At 67.5% G+C, this 17,123-nt stretch carries 11 protein-coding genes; 7 read left to right on the plus strand and 4 right to left on the minus strand.

Going from position 1 to position 17,123, the window contains the following annotated elements:
* The first annotated feature begins 27 nt into the window (after nucleotides 1-27).
* The 3 genes from kdpC (at nucleotide 28) to kdpE (ending at nucleotide 4,602) form a co-directional block, all read left to right on the plus strand.
* Nucleotides 28-645 carry a potassium-transporting ATPase subunit KdpC gene (kdpC, locus tag AC1RQC_RS03320; RefSeq protein ID WP_492831517.1) on the plus strand — a complete coding sequence of 206 codons (618 nt, stop codon included), beginning with the start codon at nucleotides 28-30 and terminating at the stop codon, nucleotides 643-645.
* A gap of 326 nt (nucleotides 646-971) precedes the next feature.
* Nucleotides 972-3,905, plus strand: coding sequence for a DUF4118 domain-containing protein (locus AC1RQC_RS03325; RefSeq protein ID WP_492376267.1), 2,934 nt, complete (start codon nucleotides 972-974; stop codon nucleotides 3,903-3,905).
* Between the two features lies 1 nt (nucleotide 3,906).
* Nucleotides 3,907-4,602, plus strand: coding sequence for a two-component system response regulator KdpE (gene kdpE, locus AC1RQC_RS03330; protein ID WP_492376268.1), 696 nt, complete (start codon nucleotides 3,907-3,909; stop codon nucleotides 4,600-4,602).
* Between the two features lie 56 nt (nucleotides 4,603-4,658).
* On the opposite strand, the gene AC1RQC_RS03335 is transcribed toward kdpE, so the two are convergent.
* Entirely contained in the window at nucleotides 4,659-6,023 is a 1,365-nt protein-coding gene (locus tag AC1RQC_RS03335; RefSeq protein WP_492882454.1) for an isoprenylcysteine carboxylmethyltransferase family protein, read from the minus strand.
* A gap of 158 nt (nucleotides 6,024-6,181) precedes the next feature.
* On the opposite strand from AC1RQC_RS03335, the gene AC1RQC_RS03340 reads away from it, so the two are divergent.
* Complete coding sequence (locus tag AC1RQC_RS03340; RefSeq protein WP_492882455.1) at nucleotides 6,182-8,218, plus strand: sensor histidine kinase; 2,037 nt, start codon at nucleotides 6,182-6,184, stop codon at nucleotides 8,216-8,218.
* Here the strand turns inward: AC1RQC_RS03340 and AC1RQC_RS03345 are convergent.
* From AC1RQC_RS03345 to AC1RQC_RS03355, 3 genes are all read right to left on the minus strand, one after another.
* The gene (locus tag AC1RQC_RS03345) at nucleotides 8,185-8,844 is read right to left on the minus strand and encodes a response regulator transcription factor (RefSeq protein ID WP_492376271.1); all 660 of its coding nucleotides are present in this window, start codon (nucleotides 8,842-8,844) and stop codon (nucleotides 8,185-8,187) included. The two genes, AC1RQC_RS03340 and AC1RQC_RS03345, sit on opposite strands and share 34 nt — an antisense overlap.
* Nucleotides 8,845-9,069: 225 nt before the next feature.
* A complete protein-coding gene (locus AC1RQC_RS03350) occupies nucleotides 9,070-10,629 on the minus strand; it encodes a sulfatase-like hydrolase/transferase (protein ID WP_492376272.1) in 1,560 nt (519 codons plus the stop codon).
* Between the two features lie 142 nt (nucleotides 10,630-10,771).
* Nucleotides 10,772-11,719, minus strand: a complete 948-nt coding sequence (locus AC1RQC_RS03355) for a Bug family tripartite tricarboxylate transporter substrate binding protein (RefSeq protein ID WP_492376278.1) — start codon at nucleotides 11,717-11,719, stop codon at nucleotides 10,772-10,774.
* Nucleotides 11,720-12,002: 283 nt separating this feature from the next.
* Here AC1RQC_RS03355 and AC1RQC_RS03360 point away from each other — a divergent pair, with 283 nt between their 5' ends.
* The 3 genes from AC1RQC_RS03360 (at nucleotide 12,003) to AC1RQC_RS03370 (ending at nucleotide 17,112) form a co-directional block, all read left to right on the plus strand.
* Complete coding sequence (locus tag AC1RQC_RS03360) at nucleotides 12,003-12,599, plus strand: MarR family winged helix-turn-helix transcriptional regulator (RefSeq protein WP_492882456.1); 597 nt, start codon at nucleotides 12,003-12,005, stop codon at nucleotides 12,597-12,599.
* A 92-nt stretch (nucleotides 12,600-12,691) separates the two neighbouring features.
* On the plus strand, nucleotides 12,692-13,438 hold the full coding sequence (locus AC1RQC_RS03365) for a tetratricopeptide repeat protein (protein ID WP_492809319.1): 747 nt from the start codon (nucleotides 12,692-12,694) through the stop codon (nucleotides 13,436-13,438).
* A gap of 131 nt (nucleotides 13,439-13,569) precedes the next feature.
* Nucleotides 13,570-17,112 (plus strand): transglutaminase family protein, encoded by a 3,543-nt coding sequence (locus AC1RQC_RS03370; RefSeq protein ID WP_416050160.1) that lies wholly within the window; start codon nucleotides 13,570-13,572, stop codon nucleotides 17,110-17,112.
* Nucleotides 17,113-17,123: the final 11 nt, after the last annotated feature.

A 17,123-nucleotide genomic window follows, 5' to 3' on the forward strand; every position in this document is an offset into this window, starting at 1 on the left:
ACGCGCTGAACATAAACGGAGCCATCCATGAATACGCAAGTCCAACCCGCCCAGCCCGCCACGCCCATCCAGGGTGGCCTGCTGCGCCCCATGCTGATGATCTTCGTCGTGCTGTCGGCCGTTACCGGCCTGCTGTACCCCGGCGTGATCACCGGCATCTCGCGCGCCGTGTTCCCGCATGAAGCGGCCGGCTCGCTGATCGTCAAGGACGGCCGCGTCATCGGCTCGGAACTGATCGGCCAGCCGTTCTCGGATCCGAAGTACTTCTGGGGCCGCTTGTCGGCCACCGCGCCCATGCCATACAACGCGGCAGCTTCCGGCGGCTCCAACCTCGGCCCGAGCAACCCGGCCCTGACCGATGCCGCGCGCGCCCGTATCGACGCGCTGCGCGAGGCGGACCCCGGCAACAAGGCGCCCGTGCCGGTGGATCTGGTCACGGCTTCCGGCAGTGGCCTCGATCCGCAGATCAGCCCGGCCGCGGCGCAGTACCAGGCGGCACGCGTGGCCCGGTTGCGCGGCTTGCCGCTGGAGCGCGTAGAAGCGCTGGTTGCGGCCAACACGGAAAAGCCGCTGCTTGCAGTGATGGGGGATCCGGTGGTGAATGTGCTCCAGTTGAACCTGGCGCTGGATGCCGAGAAGCGGTGAGGTTTGGCAGGTCTGGGAGGTGTTGGTGCGCAAACCATGTCGGCTGGCTTGCTCGCTTCTCCCGCATGGCGGGCGAGGGGCTGGGGGAGGGGGCGGGCCGGATGAAACCGTTGGCTTCGCTTCAAGTGGCTCCTAGCCAAACCGCCCCTCTCCCCGGCCCTCTCCCCATGAGGGGAGAGGGAGAGACAGCCGTCGTCATGGCGCGCGGCTTTGGCCCGTTCGGCGGCTTCGGCCCGCGCCCGAAGTGCGTTATTCGTGCCGGTGTTTGACCTCAGGCGTGGCACAATCGTTTTCATCCATCCTCCTCCCGGGCAATGACCCCCACCATGCCTGACACCGCCCAGCGCGACGCCCCCGGCCGGCCCGATCCCGATGCCTTGCTGCAACGCATGCAGCAAGAGGGCGAGCGCGCCGCGCGCGGCAAGCTGCGGGTGTATTTCGGCGCCTCCGCGGGCGTGGGCAAGACTTTCGCCATGCTGAGCGCAGCGCGTGCGCTGCGCGAGCAAGGCAGCGATGTCGTGATCGGCGTGGTGGAGACCCATGGCCGCGCCGAGACCGAGGCGCTGATCGCGGGGCTGGAGCGGCTGCCGATGAAGGCCATGCCGCATCACAAGCTCGACGACCGTGTGCTGCAGGAGTTCGACCTGGACGGCGCGCTGGCCCGGCGCCCGGCGCTGATCCTGGTCGACGAACTGGCGCACTCCAACGCGTCCGGCAGCCGCCACCCCAAGCGCTGGCAGGACATCGAGGAGCTGCTCTCGGCCGGCATCGATGTGTGGACCACTGTCAACGTGCAGCACCTGGACAGCCTCAACGAGGCGGTGGGCGGCATCACCGGCATCCGGGTGTGGGAGACGGTACCCGACACGGTCTTCGATGACGCCGACGAAGTCATCCTGGTGGACCTGCCCGCCGACGAATTGCTGCGGCGCCTGCGCGACGGCAAGGTCTACCTGCCGGAGCAGGCGCGCACCGCGGCCACCAATTTTTTCCGCAAGGGCAACCTGATCGCGTTGCGCGAGCTCGCGCTGCGCCGCACCGCCGACCGCGTCGACGACGACGTGCGCGCATACCGCCATGCCGAATCCATCCGGCCGGTATGGCGCACGCGCGAGGCGGTGCTCGCGTGCATCGGCACCGGCGATGATGCCGCGCAGGTGGTCAAGAGCGCGCGCCGGCTGGCCGGGCAACTCGATTGCGACTGGCATGTGGTCACGGTGGCCACGCCGCGCCTGGCGCCGCTTGCCGAGCACGAGCGCGCGAATATCGAGGAGGCGATGCGGCTGGCTGAAGAGCTGGGCGCGCGCACCGAGACGCTGGCCGGCAGCGATATCGTGCAGGCGGTGGCGGGTTATGTGCGGCGCCACAACCTCACCAAGGTGGTGGTCGGGCGGGCCCCCGGCAACTGGCGCCGCAGCGGCGGCAGCCTCCTGGCACGCGGCCGGGCGCTGCTGGCACTCGGCTTGTCGCCGTTCCTGGGCGCGCGCGCCTGGCTGTTCGGGCGCCATAGCTTTGCCGATTCGCTGGCGCTCGGCTGCCCGGAGATCGACGTGATCCGCGTGGCCGCCGACGCCATGGGCGCCGATACGCGCGGCCGCGCGCAACCGGCGGGCGGGCGCGCCGACGTGCGCGAGGATCCGGCGCGCAACGACGACAGCAGCGTGGTGGCGCACCGCATCGACTACCTGTGGGCGGTCGCATGGTGCGGGGGCGCCAGCTTGTTGTCGGCGCTGACGCGGCCGTGGTTCGACCTGGTCAATATCGCGATGTTGTTCCTCGCGGCCGTGGTCGGCGTGGCGCTGCGCCACGGCCGCGGCCCCGCCGCGCTGGCCTCGGTGCTGTCGGTGGCGGCCTTCGACTTTTTCTTCGTGCCGCCGCGCATGTCCTTCGCGGTGAGCGACGTGCAGTACCTCGTGACGTTCGCGGTGTTGCTGACGGTGGGCCTGGTGATCGGCCAGCTTACCGCCGGGCTGCGCGAGCAGGCCCAGGTGTCGGTGGAGCGCGAGACCGATGCGCGCACCCTGTACGAGCTGGCGCGCGAGTTGTCCGCTGCCTTGATGCCCGAGCAGATCATCGATATCAGCAGCCGCTTCCTGCAAGCCGCGCTTGGCGCGCGCTCGGCGTTCTTCCTCGTCTCGCCCAAGGGGCGGTTGATGCCGCCGGTGATCAACCCCACGCAACGCGGCAATGACGCGATCGATCCCGTGCTGGCGCAATGGGTGTTCGATCACGGCCAGCCCGCCGGCACCGGCACGCATACGCTGCCGGGCAGCACCGTGCTCTACCTGCCGCTCAAGGCGCCGATGCAGACGCGCGGCGTGCTGGCGGTGGAGCCGCAGGAGTGGCGCGCCTTTGCGCGGCCCGAGCGGCGCCGCCAGATCGACGTGTTCGCCACGCTGATCGCCATCGCCATCGAGCGGCTGCATTACGTGGAGGTCGCGCAGCAGGCGCTGGTGTCGATGGAGTCGGAACGCTTGCGCAGCTCGCTGCTGGCCGCCGTCTCGCATGATCTGCGCACACCGTTGACCAGCCTGATCGGCATGGCCGAGACCATGCAGCGCACCGAGCCGCCGCTGCCGCCGTCGCTGTCGGAAACCGTCGATGCCATGCGCGAGCAAGCGCTGCGCATGCGCACCATGGTGGTCAACCTGCTCGACATGGCGCGGCTGCAAAGCCGCGACGTGCGCATGCAAAAGGAGTGGCAGTCGCTCGAAGAGCTGGTCGGCGCGGCGCTTGCCGGCATGCGCGATGCGCTGTCGCGGCACCGCGTGTCGGTCGCGGATCTATCGGCGCTGCCGCTGGTGGAGTGCGATGCGGTGCTGATGGAGCGGGTGCTGTGCAACCTGCTGGAGAACGCTGCCAAGTACACGCCGCCGGGCACCGGCATCCGCATCTCCGGCGAAGTGGTCGAAGCGGAGGTGCGGCTCGCGGTGGCGGACGACGGCCCGGGCGTGCCGCACGGGCAAGAGCTCTCGATCTTCCAGAAATTCACGCGCGGCGAGCGCGAGTCCGCGACCGCGGGCGTTGGCCTCGGGCTGGCCGTGTGCGAGGCCATCGTGCAGGCGCACGGCGGGCGCATCTGGGTGGAGAGCGTGAACGCGGACCACACCGGCGCGCGCTTTGTCGTGGCGCTGCCGCGCGGCAATCCGCCTGCGATCGAGCCCGAGCCGCCCGAGGCACTTGAATCGGCGCTGCTAGCCACGCACGGCAACGGCGCCGGGCTGGTTGCGCACGATGCAGCAAACAAGGAGTCCAACTGAAATGGCATTTGAATTTTCGCCGACTGTCTTGCTGGTCGAAGACGAGCCGCATATCCGGCGCTTCGTGCGCGAGGCGCTGCAGGCAGAAGGCTGCGCCGTGCATGAGGCCGAGACGCTCAAGCGCGGCCTGATCGATGCCGGCACGCGCCAGCCCGACGTGGTGATCCTCGACCTGGGCCTGCCCGATGGCGACGGCATGACGCTGATCCGCGAGATGCGTACCTGGACCGAAGTGCCGGTGCTGGTGCTATCGGCGCGCTCCGGCGAGGACGACAAGATCGCCGCGCTGGACGCCGGCGCGGACGACTACCTGACCAAGCCCTTCGGCGTGGGCGAGCTGATCGCGCGTGTGCGCGTGCTGCTGCGCCGCCACGCCAAGACCAATCCGCAAGGCACGCCGCAGATCGGCTTTGGCGAGGTGCAGATCGACCTGGCCAACCGCGTGGTCACCCGCGCCGGGCAGGATGTGCACCTGACGCCGATCGAGTATCGCCTGCTCGCCGTGCTGATCGCGCATCGCGGCAAGGTCATGACGCATCGCGAACTGCTGCGCGAAGTCTGGGGGCCGGCGCACTCGGAGAGCAGCCATTACCTGCGGGTGTACATGGGGCACCTGCGGCACAAGCTCGAAACCGATCCCGCGCAACCCTCGCACCTGATGACGGAGGTGGGGGTGGGATATCGGTTTGTGGGGTGATGCCATCGGCCGGCAACAGGGTGCCGGCCGATGGGTATAGTCAGGTAGTCAGGTAGTCAGGCGGTCGGCTCAAGCGGCACCGGTGGCCTGTAGCGCAGATTCCCCAGCACCGGCAGATGCCGCAGGAAGCGGAACATGCCATTGTGGTCGATCCACCTGGCGTAAGCCACATAGTCCGGATCCCGGGACAAATGCCGCTCTTCCGTCATGGCCCGCAACGCATAGATCCCGTTCAGGACCAGCAGCAGCAGGCAGTGGCGCAGTGTTTCATCCGCTGAGCCCTGGGCCATGAAGGGGATGGAGATCATCCACCAGGACAGGTTCTTGGCCACATAGGCGGGATGCTTGGTCCACCGGTAAGGCCCGTTGGTGATGATGCCCCGGTGGGTCAGGTTCGAGAACCGCGCGCCGAAGATCACCGTCGCCCAGACGTAGATCGCCGTCAGCACCAGGATCGCACCGCCCCAGATGCCATAGAGCAGCGGTGTGTTCCAAAGCCACGCGCCCCACTGCAGGCCGGTCTCGTAATGCAGGTACTGCCGCCCGATCAGCGACCAGAACGGCTCGTAGCATATCAGCGCCACCGCCCAGCCCAGCATGGACGGCTCGGCCGAGCGCACGTGCGTGTCGGTGATGCGCAGCGCCATCAGGTACCCCATCACCACCAGGCCGACATCGATGAAGTACAGCAAGCCGTAGAGCAGGTCGAACCAGGCCTTGAAGCTCGTCAGCAGCGCAAAGTCGGCGGCGATGAAGCGTGCCAGGTCATTGCACATATAGGTGAACATCAGGGGCAGGAAGAAGCCCTTGATCAACCAGGCGAGCAGATGCTGCCCCACCACCTTGCCATCCATCTTGTCCCACTGCAACGTGACCAGCTTGCCCATGTGCCAGTAGCCGTCCAGGGGCCGGTTCATCTTGCGGTCGACGAAGAAGAAATAGGGCAGCGCCAGCGCGACCCAGGCCGGCAGCACGATCGCCAGCATGGAGAAATAGCGCGCGTAGAAGGCCGCATGGTATTCGGGGAACAGCCAGTACAGCAGGCCGACAAAGCCCATGCTGCCAAGCAGGCCCGCAAATTTGGTCAGGCTGCGGTGCCACGACGGATTGTCCCGGGAAAAATCCAGGCCGGTGGCGGCGCGCAAGTGCACCTTCTGCCAGATCAGGTCGAGCAAGAAGATGGTCGCCGCCGTCACCCCGACGATGAACAGGGCCGAGTGGACCATGTTGTCGCCGAAGGGCCGGTCGGTCCGCACGATGGTAACGGCCAGCAGGAACGCGGCCAGGCCCACGACGGCGACGGCGCCGTGGGTGGCTGAGCGGGGCCGCGGCGCTTTGTCTTGCGGTGTCGTCGCTGACTGGTTCCCCTCGGTGACGCCATGATGGATATCGCAGTGGGCGCGAAGGGCTGGATTACGCATGGCGAATAGGAGTCGAGTGCTTTTATCAGCGCCGATCCTATCCAATGGAATCACCGCAAAACTGACAAATCCTGACATTGCCAGGCAAAGTGAAAAAGCCCGATCCTTGCTGGGCTATAGTCGTGGCCTTTTGTCGCGAAACACGACTGGAAGGGACAATGCTTCGGCTATTCTGGATCGTTCTCTTGTGCTGGCTCGGCCACTCCGCCGCATGGGCGGAAATGCGTCTGCCGCCGGCGGGAGAGGTCTCTCTGGGCGAGCATTGGGAGCTGCTGCGCGATCCGCAGGATGCGCTGACCATCGAGCAGTTATCGCGGCCCGAGTTCGCGGCGGCTTTCCAGCCCCAGTACTCCCCTCCCGCCCTTGGCTACGTGAAGGGGGCCGTCTGGCTGCGCATCACCCTGACGCGCCCGGAGCAAGCCGCGCCGGTATGGTTGCTGGAGCTGCGCTCGGCGTTGCTGGACGACGTCACGCTGTTCGAGCCGCTAGCGGCGGGCGGATACGCGCAGCGGGTGTCCGGCGACAGGCGGCCGGTGGCGGGGCGCGACGTGGATTACCGCAATCCGGTGTTTCAGCTCGACTTGCCGGTGGACAAGCCGGTCACGCTGTATTTGCGCGTGCGCAGTACCAGCACGATGAGCTTTCCCCTGGTGGCGTGGTCGCCGGAAGCGTTCATTTCCTTTATCGGCACCGAGCTGCTTCTGTTTGGCTTGTTCTACGCAGCGCACCTGGTCTTGCTGATTACCAGCGTCTGGTTTTATTGGGTCACGCGTAATCTTTCCTTTGGCCTGTTCAGCCTGACGGTACTGGCCAATCTGTTCACCTCGCTGTCCGCCGAGGGCTTCACGTATCAGTACCTCCTGCCTGGATGGCCGCTGACGAGCGATGCCGTCTACGTGGTGAGCTGGTTTTTTGCGACGCCGCTTGGCACCTTGTTCACGGCGCACTACCTGGGCCTGTACGAGTCGCCGTGGCGGCGTTGGGCGATCGGTTTTTCGCTGCTGGCCTGGGGGGTGGCGCTGGTCATGACCCCCTGCTTGCTGCTGGGCAACGTCTGGTGGATACGCCCACTGGCGCTGCTCTGGGGCCTGCTCACCATGGGCATACTGCTGATCGCTTCCGCGGCGATGACCTGGCGCGGCCAAAAGGCCGCGCGTGTGCTTTTGTTCGTCCTGGTCCTGCTCTTTGGCGGCACCGTGCTGCGCCTGGCGCGCAACGTCGGCGCGATCGATCCCGGCGCGTTCGTCGACAACGCCAACTACCTGGGCATGATGGCGTTCCTGCTCATCATGAATTCGGCCATCAGCTGGCGCTACACCGACATGCGCGCCGAAAAGGAGGCCGCCCAGGCCGAAGCCTTGCGCGTGGCCCGTCAGGCCGAGCGCGACCTGGAGGTCAAGGTTGCCTTGCGCACCCAGGCGCTCAGGAGCGCCATGGCGCAGGTGGAAGCGTCGCTGTCGCTGGAGCGGCGCGCGCAGGAGGAGCAGCGGCAGTTCCTGTCCACGGTCTCGCATGAACTGCGCACGCCGCTGGCGGTGATCGATGCCACCGCCCAGAATCTGGACCTGGACGATGCCCATGATGACCCGCAGACCTCGGCCCGGTACCAGAAGATCCTGCGCGCCACGCAACGCCTGACCATGCTGCTCAATGACTCCCTGCATGAGGATGGCTTCGAATTGCTGCGGCACGGCTCCCGGCCGTCACCCACCGGCCTGGCGGACTTGCTGGAGGACGCCGCGGCAGCAGCGCAACTGCTGTCAGAGGGGCACCGGCTGGAGGTGGATGGGGAGCGCTTGCCAGAAGCCTTCCTGTGCGACGCCAGCCTGCTGCGGCTGGCATTGCGCACGCTGGCCGACAACGCGGTGAAGTACACGCCCGCGGGCTGCCGGGTGGTCTTGCGGGGCCGGGAGGTGGCCGAAGGCGTGGTGCTGGAAGTGCAGGACAACGGTCCCGGCATCGAGGCGGCGGACCTGCCGCGCGTATTCGAGCGCTTTTATCGCGGCCAGAATGCCGGCCAGAAACCGGGGACCGGGCTTGGCTTGTCGCTGGCCCGGCGCATGGTGGAAATGCAGGGTGGCACCTTGACCTTGGACAGTGCGCCCGGGCAGGGCTGCCGCGCCACGATTTTTCTGCCGTCGGCGCCGCCGGGCGTGCAGGCTCAGGCTAGCGCGATGGGCGCGGCGAACGTATAGCCCTTGCGGTGGGCGGTCTTGAGCGGCAATTCGCTGCCCGATTCGCTGCGCCAGCGTTGCCGCAGGCGGCTGACCATGGTCTCCAGCCGGCGCTCGTCGTAGCTCAGCCAGTCAAAGCCGAAGCCTTCGGCGATCTGGCGGCGATCGACGGGCTGGGTGGGATGGAGCGCCAGCATTTCGAGCAGCTTGCTCTCGTTGGACGACACGGCCAGGCGGGCTCCCGCCGGCGCCACCAGCGTGCTGGCCTGCCGGTCGAGCCACCAGTTGGAGACGACGCGGCGGCTCAAGGCGCGCAGGATGGCGTCGAATTCGAGCAGCTTGATCGGCTTGACCAGATAATGGTCCGCCCCGCCGTTCAGGCCGTGCAGCTTGTCCTGCGTTTCGCCGCGGGCCGTAAGCATGACGATGCCGCAGCCGGGGCGCTCGCGGCGCAGGCGGCTGGCCGCATCGAAACCGGTGCCGTCGGGGAGCATGACGTCGATGACGGCGATGTCGGCCTGCGCGGCCAGCGGCAGGAATTGCGCCAGGCTGCCGGCCTGGCTGACCTTCCAGCCTCGCTTTTGCAGGAAAGCCGCTATTTCCTCGCGCAGCTCGACCTCATCCTCGAGCAGGACTACATTGCCCATTTCAAAACCTTGCAGCGGTTGCGTTCGATGATCGTGGCGAGGAATCTCCCTGCTTGCCTGACAAGATTCTACGGCGTCAGCCCGGGCTCCCCCCTACTGGCCGTTGCCCTGGCACTAGCGCCCAGGGTGGCTTAACCGGTATTACGGCCAGACCGGCAGGAATCTTTAACCCCGGGCGCTATCCCGGGCGCTATCCCGGCGCGGCATGCCACGATTCAAGCCACCTCACCAAACGCCAAAAAACACGCCCGCCTGCTTGTAGACATTGGTCTTGGCCGCCACCTCGTCGTTGCTCACCGTAGTGCGCGGCTTGAGGGTGCAGAACCATTCCAGCAGGTGCAGCCGCATCGTCGAGCGGATGGCTTCGTGGCCGGCATCCTCGCCCAGGTCGAAGAACTCGTCCGGGTCGCGTTCCAGGTCGAACAGCTGCGGGCGGAAACCCTGCCAGTGCACATACTTCCAGCGCGCATTGCGCACCATCCACGCCCGGCACTCGCCTGGCTGCCGGCCCAGCGCGATCCGCGCGCCGCGATACGCGTAGTCCAGCTCCGACACCACGAAATCCCGCCACTGGCCATTGCCGCGCTCGCGCGTGAGGTCCAGCAGCGAGCGGCCTTCCACGCGATGGTCGGCCGGCGGCAGGCCCAGCGCGTCCAGCACGGTCGGCACCACGTCCACGGCCGAGACCATGCGCGCATCCGCGCTGCCGCGGGTGGCGTCGGCTTCGGCCGAGGGGTCGTAGACAATGAGCGGGATGTTCTGCACGGTGTCGTAGAACTGCTCCTTCTCGCCGAGCCAGTGGTCGCCCAGGAAGTCGCCGTGGTCTGCCGTGAACACGATCAGCGTGTCTTCCCAGCGGCCCAGGCGCTCCAGTTGTTCCCACAATTCGCCCAGGCGATCATCGATCTGCTGCACCAGGCCTTGATAGGCGGGACGCACCGTGTCCGAGACTTCGCTGCGCATGAAGTTGGCGCATTCTTCCTGCGTGCGGTACGCGTCGAGCACTGGATGCGGGTTGTCCAGTTCCGCCTCGTGGCGCTTGAGCGGCAGGCAGTCGTCCAGCGAGTAGGCCGCATGGTAGGGCGCGGGCGCCATATAGGGCCAGTGCGGCTTGACCAGCGACAGGTGCAACACCCACGGGTCGTCGCCGCGCGCGGCGATGTACTGCATTGCCTGGCCCACCGTATAAGCCGTCTCCGAATGCGCTTGCGCCACGCGTGCCGGCAGGCCGGCATTGCGCATCTGCCAGCCCGACACGATCTCGCCCTGCGCATTCTCGGCGCTGATCACGTAGTCCGTCCACGGGTCGGCGCTGTCGTAGCCTTGCTTGCGCAGCCACTCGGCATAAGCGCTGTGCGGCTCGGCGTGGTGGCCGTCATGGCGGTCGACTTCGACAAAGTGCCCGCTGCGCAGCAGCGTTTCCAGCTCGCTGCCGCCATCGAGATGCAGGCGCTTCATGTTGGCGTTGTCGGGCATCACGTGCGTCTTGCCGGCCAGCGCCAGCGCACGGTGGCTGTCCTTCAGGTATTCGCCCAGCGTGACTTCGCCAACGGACAGCGGCACGCGGTTCCAGGTGGCGCCGTGGCTGCTGGGGTAGCGCCCGGTGTAGAAACTCATGCGGCTCGGGCCGCAAACGCCGGAGGTGACGAACGCCTTGGTGAAGCGCACGCCGCGCGCGGCCAGGGCGTCGATGTGCTTTGTGCGCAGCGTGGGGTGGCCGTAGCACGCCAGGTGATCCTGGCGCAGCTGGTCGCACATGATGAAGAGGGTGTTTCTGGTGGGCATGGCTTTGTCGATGCCGGTCGGGCCGCTGACCTGATCGGCATCAATTAGGTAAATAACGTGATGTAGTTTTTTTGTTATTCAATCCATGTGGAAAATAACATTCATGGAGTGAATAAATTTGATGAAATACGACTGGGTATTTTTAATCCCCGGTATAGCCAGAGGCCTTGACCACTGGTCCCCACCGTCCGGCATCCGCCGCCAGCACCTTGCCGAACTGCTCCGCGCTCCCGGTTTGCGGCTCCAGCCCCAGCTTCAGGAACCGCTCCTTCAGATCCGCCGACTGCACCGCATGCACGATCGCCGCATTCAGCCGGTCGATCGTTGCCTTCGGCACGCCGGCCGGCGCCAGGAACCCGTAGCGGCCAAGCCCCTCGATGTCCTTGTAGCCAAGCTCGGTAAACGTGGGCACATCCGGCAATGCCACCGAGCGCTGCGTCCCCGAGCTCGCCAGGACGCGGATCTTGCCCGCGCGATGCATCTCGGTGAGATCGGCGAGCGTATCGACCGAGGCCGGCACCTGCCCGCCCACCAGCGCATTCATCAACGGTGCCGAGCCGTTGAACGGCACGTGCAACATCTCCACGCCCACCTGCTTGCCGATCAGCAAGCCAAAGAAGTGAGGAATGCTGCCTAGCGCCGGCGAGGCGTAGGAATTGTTCTTGGCCGGGCTGGCCTTGAGCCACTCGATGTACTCCTTCAGCGTCTTGGCCGGCGTGCCGGGGCCGGTGGCCAGGGCCAGCTGGAAGTTGGCGGTTTGTGCCACCGGCACGAAATCGCGCTGGATGTCGTAGTTCAGCTTGCGGTAGGTCAGCGGGGCGATGGTCATCACCGCGGAGTTGGCGACCACCAGCGTGTTGCCGTCGGCGGGCAGGGTGCGCGCATAGTCCATGACCAGGCGGCCGCCAGCGCCGGGCTTGTTCTCGATGACCACGGTTTGCTTGAGTTCCTCGCGCAGCTTGTCGCCGATGAGGCGGGCGGCCAGGTCGGCGGTGCCGCCGGCGGGATAGCCCACCAGGATGCGCAGCGGGCGGTCGTTCTGGGCGCTGGCCGGCGCACTGGCCAGGCACACGGCGGCCAGTGCGGTCATGGTGGCGAGGGTGGGGACTAGCGCGCGCAGCAGTTTGGCGGGTTTCACGGGTTCTCCTGTTGGTTCGGCATCGGCGGGAAGCCGGCCAATTTATCGATACGGCCCGCGGGCGCCAAAGAAGGATTTCGCGCATCGATGTGCGCGTTTCGTTCCTGGGCGCATGGCTGCCCGGCCGTACCCCGGCGGATGCGCTTGGCACGCGCCCGCCAGTTCTTAGGCAGCGGCACAGACGCTAACACCCAGCCATATAATTGACAAAATCAACTAAATTTGCGGGTGCGGCATGAACGGCAGCCAGGCGGGCGAGCAGGCGCAGGAGGACCAGGAGGACCAGGAGGACCAGGGGCGGGACGCCGGCGAAACGCTGCGGCATCCCGCCCGTCTGGCGGACTTCCTCAATTACCGCCTCTATCACCTGACCCGCGTTGCCCTGCAAGCCAGCGGGCATCACCTGCGCGCCGCAGCCGGGGTGAGCCGGCGCGAGTGGCGCATGCTGTCCTTTCTCGGCGAGCAGCCAGGCACGCGCCTGACGGAGCTGGCGCAAAGCGCCGGGCTGGACAAGGTGCTGGCAAGCCGCGCCGTGCACGCGCTGATGGCGCGCGGGCTGGTGCAGCGCGCCACGCGCGAGCAGGACAAGCGGGCGGCGGCGTTTGCCCTGAGCGAGCAGGGCGAGGCGGTCTACCAGCTTGCCTTTGCGCAGGCCCAGGCCTTCAACGCCCGCCTGGCCGCCTGCCTGGATCCGGAGGAGGCGCGGGTGCTGGCGCGTTGCCTGTCCAGGCTGCACACGCAGGCCGAGGCCCTGCTGGCGCAGGCGCAAGCGCTGCCTAGCAGCGTACCCGCGCCTGCGGAACCGGCGCAGAACTGGTGGCGCCAACCGTAAGGTTTGGCCGGCCGCTTCCGACTGCACCTGTCGGCTTCGGAGTCCTACACTTGTAGACTTGGAGTCAGCGCGTGCCCTGCCTGGAGCCTGCCATGCCGCTTGTCCGTCGCTTTCCTGCCTACCTTCCTGCCCGCTTTCCTTCGCGATTGCGCGCCGCCGCCATTGCCGCGCTGCTTCCCCTCTGCCTGTTCGCCTTCCAGCACGCCCAGGCCGCGCGCCAGCCCCCGGCGCCGGCGCAGGAACTGACGCGCCAGGCGGTGACCGCCTACGACGCCGGCGCCTTCGATTCGGCCTTGCGGGATTTCGCCAAGGCGGCCCAGCAAGGCAACCGGCTTGCGCAGTACAACTACGCCATGATGCTGCTGCGCGGCGAGGGCACGCCGGTGCGCCAGGAGGAGGCGCTGATCTGGCTGCACCGCGCGGCCGAGAATGACATGACGCAGGCCCAGTTCACCTTTGGCGAGATGTACGAGCACGGCGAGCTGGTGCCGCGCTCGCTGGAGTCCGCCAACCAGTGGTACCGCCGCGCGGCCGAAGGCGGCCATGTGCAGGCCCAGGTGGAACTGGCGACCAATTACTTCACCGGACGGGGCCTCGCGCGGGACTACGGCAAGGCCTTCGAGTGGTACACGCGCGCCGCCACGGCGGGCGACGGCGGTGCCCAGTACATCGTTGCCAGCTATTACGAGCGTGGCGAGCCCGGCGTGGTCGAGAAGGACATCGAGCAGGCCAAGATCTGGTACGCCCGCGCCGCCGCGCACGGCGACCCCGGGGCGCTGGCCAAGCTGCGCTCGCTGATCGAGCAGGGACTGAAGGCAAAACAGGCTGGCGCCATGTAATGCTGCGGTAGTCTGGGCATGTTGCCATGCAAGGGCGGCCGCCGCCGGCCGCTATCTGGGGTGCGCCGCCGGGGGCGGTACAACTCTTGCTTGAGAGAACCACACGAAACCTGCGCCAATGGGAGGCACTAGTGGCAACACACGTCGCACTGAACCATGTCACCCACTACCGGTACGACCGGCCCGTGAAGCTTTCGCCGCAGGTGGTCAGGCTCCGTCCTGCCCCGCACTGCCGCACGCCGATCCTTTCGTATTCGCTGCGCATCGAGCCCGAGCAGCATTTCGTGAACTGGCAGCAGGACCCGTTCGCCAACTACCTCGCCCGGCTGGTGATCCCCGAGCCGACCACCGAGTTCAAGATCACCGTCGACCTGGTGGTCGAGATGGCGGTCTACAACCCGTTCGACTTTTTCCTCGAGCCCTACGCGGAGAATTTTCCCTTCACCTATGAGCCCGGCCTGGCTTACGAGCTGGCGCCCTATATGGTCAAGGGCGAGCTGACGCCGCGCTTTGCCGCCTTCGTGGAGAGCATTCCGCGCAACAAGCAGACCACGAGCGATTTCCTGGTGGCCCTGAACCAGCGCCTGCAAGAGGACATCCGCTACCTGATCCGCATGGAACCTGGCGTGCAGACGCCGGAGCAGACGCTGGAGACGGGCGCCGGCTCGTGCCGGGATTCCGGCTGGCTGCTGGTGCAGACGCTGCGCCACCTGGGGCTGGCCGCGCGCTTCGTGTCCGGCTACCTGCTGCAACTGGCGCCTGACGTGAAATCCATCGACGGCCCCAGCGGCACCGACGTGGACTTCACCGACCTGCACGCATGGTGCGAGGTCTACCTGCCGGGCGCGGGCTGGATCGGGCTCGACCCCACCTCCGGCCTGCTGGCCGGCGAGGGCCATATCCCGGTGGCATGCACGCCCGAGCCGGGCAGCGCGGCGCCGGTCAGCGGCGCGGTCGACAAGAGCGAGGTGACCTTCCACCACGAGATGTCGATCACCCGCATCTATGAATCGCCGCGCGTGACCAAGCCCTATACCGAGGCGCAGTGGCAGGCGGTGGCGGCCGTGGGCGCCGAGGTCGATATCCAGCTCAACGCACAGGATGTGCGCCTGACCATGGGCGGCGAGCCGACCTTTGTCGCTGTCAAGGATCGCGACGGCGCGGAATGGAACACCGATGCGCTCGGCACCACCAAGCGCGCCTATGCCACCGAACTGGTGCATAAACTGCGCGCGCGCTATGGCAAGGGCGGCTTCCTGCACTTTGGCCAGGGCAAGTGGTACCCGGGCGAGCAATTGCCGCGCTGGGCCTTGTCGATCTGCTGGCGCGCCGACGGCCAGCCCTGCTGGCAGGACCCGTCGCTGTTCGCCGATGAGCGCGAGCCGGCCGACTATACCGAGGCCGACGCGCACCGCTTCCTCGATAGCCTGGCCAACCGCCTCGGGCTCAACCCCGGCTTTGTGCAGCCCGGCTATGAGGACACCTGGTACTACCTCTGGCGCGAGCGCCGCCTGCCGGTCAACGTCGACCCGCTGGAGGCGCGGCTCGACGATGAGATGGAGCGCATGCGCCTGCGCCGCGTGTTCGATGGCGGCCTGGCGCGGCCCACCGGCTACGTGCTGCCGCTGCGCCGCACCGGCCTGGAAGATGGCCCGGCGCTGGCCGCCCACCGCTGGATCAGCGGGCCGTGGTTCTTCCGCGACGACCGCATGTACCTGCTGCCCGGCGATTCGCCGATGGGCTACCGCCTGCCGCTGGATGCCCTGCCCTGGGTCAGCGAGGCCGACTACCCGTGGCAGTTCGACCAGGACCCGTTCGCGGCGCGTTCGCCGCTGCCCACCGGGGCGCAGCTGCGCGCGCAGTTGCCCGGGCTTGCCGGCCAAGGCGCCGAGCCCGGCCAGGCGGCGGAGTTCCGTGCCAGCACCGCGGCCTATCCCGCGCCCGGCTCGGCCGCGGCCGCGCGTGCCGGCAAGCTTGCCGGGGCCAAGCCGGGGGCGGGCACGATCGGTGGCACGGCCGCGCCCGCTGCCCTGGCCGCGGACCTGGCGCGCGTGCCCGAGCGCGGCGAATCCGCGGGCTGGATCACGCGTACTGCGCTGTGCGTGGAAGTGCGCCATCCCAGCCGCGCCGCCGGCCCCAAGGCAGAGAGAGCGGCCGCGGGCGACAAGCGCGGCATGCTCTACGTCTTCATGCCGCCGCTGACCGTGCTGGAGGACTACCTGGAGCTGCTGGCGGCGGTGGAAGCCACCGCCGCCGGGCTGGGCGTGAAGATCGTGCTCGAAGGCTACCCGCCGCCGCGCGACGTGCGCCTCAAGCTGCTGCAGGTCACGCCCGATCCCGGCGTGATCGAGGTCAACATCCATCCGGCCGCCAACTGGGACGAACTGGTCGACCATACGGAATTCCTCTACCAGGCCGCCCACGAGACCTACCTCAGCACCGAGAAGTTCATGCTCGACGGGCGCCACACCGGCACCGGCGGCGGCAACCACTTCGTGCTGGGCGGCGCCACGCCGGCCGACAGCCCCTTCCTGCGGCGCCCCGATGTGCTGTCCAGCCTGATTGCGTACTGGCACAACCATCCCTCGCTGTCCTACCTGTTCTCGGGCATGTTCATCGGCCCGACCAGCCAGGCGCCGCGCGTGGATGAGGCGCGCAACGACCAGCTCTACGAGCTCGAGATCGCCTTTGCCGAGCTGCAGCACCAGCTCGACCGGCTCTGCGGCGCCGAGGGTGGGGTCGGCGCGCACATGCCGCCGTGGCTGGTCGACCGTGCGCTGCGCAATATCCTCATCGACGTCACCGGCAACACCCACCGCAGCGAGTTCTGCATCGACAAGCTCTATTCGCCCGACGGCCCCACCGGCCGGCTCGGCCTGCTGGAGCTGCGCGCGTTCGAGATGCCGCCGCATGCGCGCATGAGCCTGGTGCAGCAGTTGCTGCTGCGCGCGCTGGTGGCCCGCTTCTGGCGCGAGCCTTATCGCGGGCGGCTCACGCGCTGGGGCACGGAGCTCCACGACCGTTTCCTGCTCGGCACCTTCGTGCAGATGGACTTCGAGGACGTGCTCACCGAGATGCGCGAAGCCGGCTTCGCGTTCGACAACGCCTGGTTCGCGCCGCACTTCGAGTTCCGCTTCCCGCGCGTGGGCGAGCTCGCGGCCGGCGGCCTGTCGCTGACGTTGCGCACCGCGCTCGAACCCTGGCACGTGATGGGCGAGGAGGGCAGTGCCGGTGGCACCGTGCGCTATGTGGATTCGTCGCTCGAGCGCATCGAGGTGCGTGTGCTGGGCATGAACGACAGCCGCCATGTGGTCACCGTCAATGGCCGCGCGGTACCGCTGCAGCCCACCGGGCGCGTCGGCGAGTTCGTGGCCGGGGTGCGCTACCGCGCCTGGGCGCCGCCGTCTGCGCTGCACCCCACCATTGCCTCGCATGCGCCGCTGACTTTCGACGTTGTCGACACATGGATGGGGCGCAGCATCGGTGGATGCCAGTATCATGTTTCGCATCCGGGCGGGCGTAGCTATGAGACCTTCCCGGTTAATGCGTACGAGGCTGAGAGCCGGCGCCTGACACGCTTCTTCACGCTTGGCCACACGCCGGGCGTGATGCGCGTGGAACCGCCCCGGCGCAGCCTCGAGTTTCCGTTCACGCTGGATTTGCGACAACGCTGATCCGGCAGCCC

Source organism: Cupriavidus sp. GW822-FHT03E04, assembly GCF_058801495.1.